The sequence below is a fragment of the Plesiocystis pacifica SIR-1 genome (assembly GCF_000170895.1).
GTDB classification, from domain to species: domain Bacteria; phylum Myxococcota_A; class Polyangia; order Nannocystales; family Nannocystaceae; genus Plesiocystis; species Plesiocystis pacifica.
In genome coordinates, this window is sequence record NZ_ABCS01000117.1 from 22,672 (window position 1) to 29,075 (window position 6,404).

Sequence of the window (6,404 nt, forward strand, 5' to 3'; positions counted from 1 at the left end):
GGGGTTCCCACCCTTGCCCAACCTCTCCACCCGGTGTTGGATGCCCCCCATGAGCGCCGACGATCAACAGCTCGGAGGATCCACGCTAGCCGTACACGGCGGCGAGCCTTCGGTCCGCTCGGGCCGAAGCATCACCGAACCGGTGGTGTTCTCGAGCACCTACCCCTTCGAGAACACCGCCGAACTCCACGCCTTCATGCAGCGCGAGGTCGAGCGCCCCGAAGAGTACGGCCGCTACGGCAACCCCACCGTCGCCGCCACGGAAGCCAAGCTCGCCGCCCTCGAGGCCGGCGAGGCTGACGGGGGCGGCTGCGGGGCGGTGCTCATGGCCTCGGGCATGGCCGCGATCACCACGACCTTGCTCGCCATGCTCCGCGCCGGCCAGCACGTCATCTTCACGGCCGACGTCTACCGCAAGACCCGGCTGTTCGCGCGCAGCTACCTCGCCAAGTTCGGGGTCGAGTTCGACATCGTCGCGCCGACCCTCGAGGCCATCGAGGGCGCCGTCCGGGACACGACCCGGATCATCTTCACCGAGGCGCCCACCAACCCCTACCTGCGCGTCGTCGATCTCGAGGGCGTGGTCGCGCTGGCGAAGGCGCGGCGGATCAAGACCATCATCGACGCGACCTTCGCCACGCCCATCAACATGCGCCCGCTGAGCCTCGGCGTGGACCTGGTGATCCACTCAACCACCAAGTACCTCGGCGGCCACAACGACCTGCTCGGCGGCGTGGTCATCGGCAAGTCCGGGCTGGTCGACGCGATCCGCGAGCAGGTCGGGACCCTCGGGGCGGTCTGCGATCCGCACAACGCCTACCTGCTCAGCCGCGGGCTCAAGACCCTCGCGCTCCGGGTCGAGCGGCACAACCACAGCGCCCTGGCCCTGGCCAGGGTGCTCGAGGCTCACCCGAAGGTCGCCAAGGTCTGGTACCCGCTGCTCGAGTCCCACCAGGACTACGGCCACGCCCGCCGGTTGCTGCGCGGCGGCGGCGGGGTGATCAGCTTCGAGGTCGAGGGCCTCGAGGCGGGCACGCGGCTGGTCGACGCGCTGCGCGTCCCCAAGCTCGCGCCGAGCCTCGGCGGGGTCGAGAGCCTGGTCGAGCAGCCCGCGCTGATGAGCTTCTACGACCAGGGGCCCGAGGGGCGGGCGGCCTTGGGGATCCGCGAGGGGCTGATCCGCTACGCCGTGGGCATCGAGGACCTGGCGGATCTCCGGGCTGACCTGGAGTCGGGCTTGGCGGCGCTGTGAGCTGAGGGCGGGGGACCCCGGGCTCGGTCCGGGGCTCGGTGGCCGGAGATCGCGCATTTTCCTGCTGGCTCGGGCGGCGGCCAAGAATCTCGGCGAGGTCACGCGGACAGCCCTAGTGTCACCGGCCCGGCTTTGTTATAGGCGTCCCCTTCCTCATGGACAGCCAGCTGGAGCAGATCACATCCGTCGAGTGCCGCATTCGAGTCACCGTCCCGTGGACGGACGTCGGACCGCGCCTCGATACCAAGCTTCGCACCATCGGCAGGCGCGCCCGCGTGCCGGGCTTCCGTCCCGGCAAGATCCCGGCCAAGGTGCTCGAGCGCATGTTTGGCAAGAGCGCGCGCCAGGAGCTCCAGGGCGAGCTGTTCCAGGAGACCTTCGAGACCGCGATCGCGACCCACTCGACCCGTCCCCTGACCCAGCCCGTGCTCGAGAGCAGCTCCCTCGAAAAGGGTGAGGACTTCAGCTACTCCGCCCGCTTCGAGGTCGCGCCCAAGATCGAGCCCAAGGACTACAAGGGCGTGGCCGTGCGCCGCCGCCCGTCCGTGGCCGACGAGGCCAAGGTCGACGCCGAGCTGGCCAAGAAGCAGCAGGAGCTCGTCGAGATCCGTCCCATCGAGGGCGATCGCGAGAACACCCAGGCCGGCGACGTGTGGACCCTCGACATCGACGGCTCCATCGGCGACTCGCCGCTCAGCCGCAAGGACCTCGAGATCGAGATCGGCAAGGAAGGCGCGGCCGAGGTCGTGCCCGGCCTCGCGGCGGCCCTCGCCGAGCTTCCCCTGTCGGCCGTCGGCAGCGCGCGCGAGCTGAGCTTCACGCCGCCCGAGGACAAGGTCCGCGCCGAGTTCAAGGGCGCCGAGGTCAAGCTCACCGCCGCCTTGCGTGACGTGCGCGAGACCATCGTGCCCGAGCTCGACGATGAGTTCGCCCGCGACACTGGCGAGGCCGAGACCCTCGACGAGCTCAAGGAGCAAATCCGCGAGAACGTCCGCAAAGAGGACGCCGACGTCGCGGAGCGCGAGGCTCGCCAGCGCCTCGTCGAGGCCCTGCTCGAGGCCAACGACTTCGAGCCCGCGCCCTCGATGATCACCAACGAGGTCCGCGCGCAGGTCCAGCAGTTCAAGCGCCAGCTCGCCCAGCAGGGCATGACCCTGCAGCACATCGGCAGCAGCGACGCGCAGATGGCCGAGAACGTGCGCCCCCAGGCGACCTTCAACGTCAAGGCCTTCCTCCTGCTCGAGGCCATCCGCGACGCCGAGGGCATCGACATCACCGAGGAGGAGCTCGACGCCGAGGTCAAGGAGATGGCCGAGGCGCAGGGTCAAAACCCCGCGCGCCTGCGCGCGACCATGGAGAAGAACCAGCAGATTCTGATCCTTCGCGCGCAGATGCGAGAGGAGCGGATCCTCGACTTCCTCATGAACGAGGCCGAGGTCACCGAGGCCCCCGACCCCGAGCCCGAGGCCGACGCCGCTGAGGCAGACGCCAAGGACGGCGACGGCGACGAGGGCTGAGTTCATCGGCCTGCGAGCCTCGGGAAGCGGATCTGAATCATCCGCGTTGATCCGAGCATGCCGCCAAGTTCTGGACCCTCGGCCACAAAGCGGTCGAAGGGACATGGCGTGTATCGACTGCCACCCGCGCTTGGGTCGCAGTTGCGCCTCCGACCCCACCCGAGCTCACCAGACGAACCTGGTGGGCTCGTTCCCGTACTCCCCCCTTCTTGGGCGGCGCGCCGGTCAGCTCATCGATGGTCTGATGCAGACTCCGAGGCGCCTCAGAACGAGGCCCTTGTCATCCCGCCCTCACCCTTGCAAGCTCAGACTCTCGCCGTCACCATACGAGAGACTGTAACGGAGCACACGAATGCCCTGGTTCGGCCAACCCCCGCTCTCCATGAACATCCCCTTCGTCGTCGAGCAGACTCATCGCGGAGAGCGCTCCTGGGACATCTACAGCCGCCTCTTGAAGGATCGGATCGTCTTCCTCGGCGATCCCATCAACGATCGAGTCGCGTCCATCATCATCGCCCAGCTGCTCTTCCTCGAGTCGGAGGATCCCGATAAGGACATCCGCCTCTACATCAACTCCCCCGGTGGCGTCGTCACGGCCGGCCTCGGCATCTACGACACCATGCAGTACGTGCGCTGCGACGTGGCCACCTACTGCCTCGGGCAGGCCGCGTCCATGGGCGCCTTCCTGCTCGCTGGCGGGGCCAAGGGCAAGCGCTTCGCGCTGCCCAACGCGCGGATCATGATCCACCAGCCCCACGGCGGGGCCTCGGGTCAGGCCACGGACATCGAGATCCAGGCCCGCGAGATTCTGCGCCTCAAGGCCAAGCTCAATGAGATCATGGCCAGGCACTCCGGCCGCACCGTCGACGAGATCCTCGCCGACACCGACCGGGACAACTTCATGGGGGCGGACGAGGCCAAGAAGTACGGCCTCATCGATGAAGTCCTCCGGCGCTCCGAAGAGGGCGCCTCGGGCGACGCCGGCGACGGCAAGTCCGAATCCTGAACCACTCGAGAACGAGTCAACCCCAAGGGACCACATGCCGGGCAACAACAAGGGAAGCGGAAACCTGAGCTGCTCCTTCTGCGGGAAGTCGCAGAAGGAGGTCAAGAAGCTCATCGCCGGGCCCTCCGTCTACATCTGTGACGAGTGCATCGCGCTGTGCAACGACATCCTCGCCGAGGAAGTCCAGAAGGAAGAGCGCCAGGAAGGGCCGGGCAAGGTGCCCAAGCCCAAGGACATCCGGGTCATCCTCGACGACTACGTCGTTGGTCAAGAGCGCGCCAAGAAGATCATCTCGGTCGCGGTCTACAACCACTACAAGCGCATCAACGTCAAGAACTCGGGGGACGAGCCGGAGCTGCAAAAGAGCAACATCCTGCTCATCGGGCCCACGGGCTCTGGCAAGACTCTGCTCGCGCAGACCCTCGCCCGCATCCTCGACGTGCCCTTCGCGATCGCCGACGCGACCAGCCTGACCGAGGCCGGCTACGTCGGCGAGGACGTCGAGAACATCATCGTCTCGCTGCTTCAAAACGCCGACCACGACGTCGAGAAGGCCCAGCGCGGCATCATCTACATCGACGAGATCGACAAGATCGCTCGCAAGGGCGACAACCCCTCGATCACCCGCGACGTGTCCGGCGAGGGCGTGCAGCAGGCGCTGCTCAAGATCCTCGAGGGCACCATCGCTTCGGTCCCGCCCAAGGGCGGCCGCAAGCACCCGCAGCAGGACTTCCTGCAGGTCGACACGACCAACATCCTGTTCATCTGCGGCGGCGCCTTCGCGGGCATGGAGGACATCATCGAGAGCCGGGTCAGCGCCAAGACCATGGGCTTCGGCGCGACGCTCCAGGAGAAGAAAGAAAAGCGCCACTGGGATCTGCTCCAGAAGGTGCAGAGCGAGGACCTGATGAAGTTCGGGCTCATCCCCGAGTTCATCGGCCGCATGCCCGTCGTCGCGCCCCTCAAGGAGCTCGACGAGGAGGCCCTGGTCTCGATCCTCACCGAGCCCAAGAACGCGCTGGTCAAGCAGTACAAGCGGCTGCTGCGCATGGACGGCGTCGAGCTGACCTTCGCCGAGGATGCCCTCCACGCCATCGCCAAGACGGCCAAGGAGCAGCGCGCCGGCGCTCGTGGCCTGCGCTCGATCCTCGAGCGGGCGATGCTCGACGTCATGTACGACATCCCCAGCGTCGACAACATCACCGAGGTGCACATCAACCCGGAGACGATCATCGAGGGCACCCAGCCCGTGTTGGTCTACGCCGACAAGAAAGAGGCGAGCTGAGCCGCGCTTCACTTCGGTAGCGAGCGAAGCTCGCGACGAGAGGGCTCCACTTCGGTGGGGCCTTTTTCGTGGGCGCATTCGAGCGACGAGGGGCTCTGGAGCGGGAGCGCAGCACGGGTAGATGCAGCCGCGGCCGTCGGGATCACGAAGGCGTGGGTTCCCGTGGGGTGTGTCACCGGTGACGCTCCAGGACGCAAGCAAAACAGGGCGCGGGCCGTTTCCCGGAGCAGAGACCCCCACCATGGCTGCTTCGACCTTGCTTACCCTGTCCCTGTCCCTTTCTGCTCTAGGCGTCACCCTCGCGCCCCCCGCTGCCGAGGGCGAGACCGCGACGGGCGAGGCCATCGCCGTCGACGCCAGCGACGGCGACGCGCAGGCCCAACCCGAGGCGAGCGAAGCCGGCGAGGCGCCGGCCGAGGCTCCCGCGGAGGCGAGCACCGCGACGCCGCCCATCGACGAGCCCGACTTCGAGCAAGAGGAGGCCTATGCGGAGGCCGAGCCCTACGACGACTACGACTACGAAGACTACGAGTACGTCGCGCCCAAGCGGACGATGTCCCTGACCAACGGCTACATCGGCCTCGGCCTGGCCCCGGGGATGACCTTCTACAACCAGGGCTTCCACCCCAATACGCGCTTCGAGATCGAAGGCGGCGGCGTGCTCAGCCACGACACCCGCGATCTCGGGGTGATGCTCGGCGCCGTCGCCCACGTGACCCCCTACTACGAGCGCAAGGCCCCGAGCTGGGGCGTGGACATCACCAGCACGGCGATCCTCGGGCCCATCTACGTGCGCACGGGCATCGGTGCCCTCGGGGGGCTGCCTCGCCGCCATCGGCTGCACGAGACCGCCGCGGCCGTCGGCGGCGTCGTGGGGGCTGGCCTCATCTTCGACGCCGACGATGCGATGTACCGGATCGGCCTCGACTACGACATCCGCGTGAACACCCACCTCGAGCCCGTGCACACCGGCTTCGTCACCTTGCGGATCGGCTGCTGCCGAGACTGAGCTCTCCTTTGCCCCCACAGACGGCTGGGACCGGGGGCGCTTCGTCGCTCCGCTCCTCCGCTTTGGCTTGGTGGGCCATGGAGTTCGTACCTTCGAGTGGGCATTGGGTTGCCCCCAAAGGGGGGCGTCCTTTTTAGCCCCCGCAGGGGGTGGTGGACCGGGGGCGCTTTGTCGCTCCGTTCCTCCGCTATGGCCGGTGGGCCATGGAGTTCGTACCTTCGAGTGGGCATTGGGTTGCCCCCGAAGGGGGCGATTTACTCACAGGCTCTGAGTCGTGGACGTGGGGCAGGGAGGGCGTGGCGTCGTCCACGACGGCTGAAATAGACAGAGGGTCG

The 6,404-nt window shown here is 67.5% G+C and carries 5 protein-coding genes; all 5 read left to right on the top strand.

Features of this window, described 5'->3' with window-relative positions:
• Positions 1 to 49: 49 nt before the first annotated feature.
• The 5 genes from PPSIR1_RS35605 (at position 50) to PPSIR1_RS35625 (ending at position 6,069) form a co-directional block, all read left to right on the top strand.
• A complete protein-coding gene (locus PPSIR1_RS35605; RefSeq protein WP_045117406.1) occupies positions 50 to 1,252 on the top strand; it encodes a trans-sulfuration enzyme family protein in 1,203 nt (400 codons plus the stop codon).
• Between the two features lie 155 nt (positions 1,253 to 1,407).
• A complete protein-coding gene (tig, locus tag PPSIR1_RS35610) occupies positions 1,408 to 2,769 on the top strand; it encodes a trigger factor (protein ID WP_006976116.1) in 1,362 nt (453 codons plus the stop codon).
• Between the two features lie 382 nt (positions 2,770 to 3,151).
• A complete protein-coding gene (gene clpP, locus PPSIR1_RS35615; RefSeq protein ID WP_086001987.1) occupies positions 3,152 to 3,775 on the top strand; it encodes an ATP-dependent Clp endopeptidase proteolytic subunit ClpP in 624 nt (207 codons plus the stop codon).
• 34 nt (positions 3,776 to 3,809) lie between these two features.
• Positions 3,810 to 5,060 (top strand): ATP-dependent Clp protease ATP-binding subunit ClpX, encoded by a 1,251-nt coding sequence (gene clpX, locus PPSIR1_RS35620; RefSeq protein ID WP_006976118.1) that lies wholly within the window; start codon positions 3,810 to 3,812, stop codon positions 5,058 to 5,060.
• A gap of 241 nt (positions 5,061 to 5,301) precedes the next feature.
• A complete protein-coding gene (locus PPSIR1_RS35625) occupies positions 5,302 to 6,069 on the top strand; it encodes a hypothetical protein (RefSeq protein ID WP_157596325.1) in 768 nt (255 codons plus the stop codon).
• Positions 6,070 to 6,404: the final 335 nt, after the last annotated feature.

Excerpts from the sequence above, each read along its gene's own strand:
- PPSIR1_RS35625 (WP_157596325.1), top strand. The coding sequence starts at position 5,302 with ATGGCTGCTTCGACCTTGCTTACCCTGTCCCTGTCCCTTTCTGCTCTA.
- PPSIR1_RS35605 (WP_045117406.1), top strand. The coding sequence starts at position 50 with ATGAGCGCCGACGATCAACAGCTCGGAGGATCCACGCTAGCCGTACAC.
- clpP (WP_086001987.1), top strand. The coding sequence starts at position 3,152 with ATGAACATCCCCTTCGTCGTCGAGCAGACTCATCGCGGAGAGCGCTCC.
- tig (WP_006976116.1), top strand. The coding sequence starts at position 1,408 with ATGGACAGCCAGCTGGAGCAGATCACATCCGTCGAGTGCCGCATTCGA.
- clpX (WP_006976118.1), top strand. The coding sequence starts at position 3,810 with ATGCCGGGCAACAACAAGGGAAGCGGAAACCTGAGCTGCTCCTTCTGC.